Origin of the sequence: Nocardioides sp. CPCC 206348 (assembly GCF_048654705.1) — a bacterium.
Lineage (GTDB): Bacteria > Actinomycetota > Actinomycetes > Propionibacteriales > Nocardioidaceae > Nocardioides.
Window position 1 is genome coordinate 2,387 of record NZ_JBMCZA010000072.1, and the last position, 968, is coordinate 3,354.

The window sequence follows — 968 nt, forward strand, 5'->3', positions numbered from 1 at the left end:
ACGGGCGGGATTTCACCGAGAAGGACCGCCTCGCGGCCCCCCGGCGTGCCCCCAGCCGGAGGAGCCTGGGGACGTTCTGACGTTTCGCAATGCAGCTCGGCCGGCGATGCAGGAGGTGTGTGGCACTTCGTTCGTTGCGGGATGTCGGGGGGACGCTAGGCATCGGTGAAAGCGGCAAAGGCGCATGGTCCAGCTTCTGCCGGCTTGGAATCAGTGGCTGGCTGAATGCGCACCGGGGGCCTGACGGCTCCAATGTGCGTGCTGGCTGGGGCGGAACCTTGGGCCCAGCGTCGGGATCAGCCCGGCCGGAAAACGACTGTGTAGCGACAAGACCGAGATCCGCGACGGCTCCGCTGAAGGCGCGCGGGGTCGCGCCCTCGTGACTCGCGAACGAAGGCGCTGGGTGTGCCAGAGAGGACGCCCGTTGCGGGCGGCGTATATCTACGACCCTCGTAGCATGCGTGCCGCTCGGTTCGAGCCTTCGAGTGGCCATACGTAGAGCGGTTTCTCGGGCTCGTCAGAGTCCGTCAACGATCGACGTTGCGGGTCTCGCGGTCGATGCGGCGCTGGACGTCGGCGGCGATGTAGTTGGCACAGTTCCGGCCGATAAAACAGCAGCACTACGTAGGTAAAAACGTGCCCTATGTCAGGACGGAATCGCCCAATCCCCACAACCCAATGGGCACCCGCCGACGGCGGCATCACACTGCACTCATGGCACACCTGATCACGGTCACCACTGCTAACGGCGAGACGCACACATTTGAGCGCGAGACCGAGCGCGACGAGATCAGGATCCGCCACCTCTCGGACGGCGGATTCCGGGTGCTGAGAGTGCACAACGCAGGAGGCCCGCGCTCGCATGGACGGGACGACGTCCGAAAAGCGCCGTACGGCGAGGTCGTTCTCAGCACCTACTCGATGGGTAACACCTTCACCAGTTTCTGACCACCATGACGACTAGGTGT

At 64.5% G+C, this 968-nt stretch carries 1 protein-coding gene; it reads left to right on the forward strand.

The window, feature by feature from the left end; all coding sequences use genetic code 11:
• The first annotated feature begins 714 nt into the window (after nt 1-714).
• Entirely contained in the window at nt 715-948 is a 234-nt protein-coding gene (locus ACOADB_RS03405; RefSeq protein ID WP_378596527.1) for a hypothetical protein, read from the forward strand.
• Nucleotides 949-968: the final 20 nt, after the last annotated feature.

What these genes read in the sequence shown, in the direction of transcription:
- ACOADB_RS03405 (WP_378596527.1), top strand. Translation starts at nt 715, where the DNA reads ATGGCACACCTGATCACGGTCACCACTGCTAACGGCGAGACGCACACA.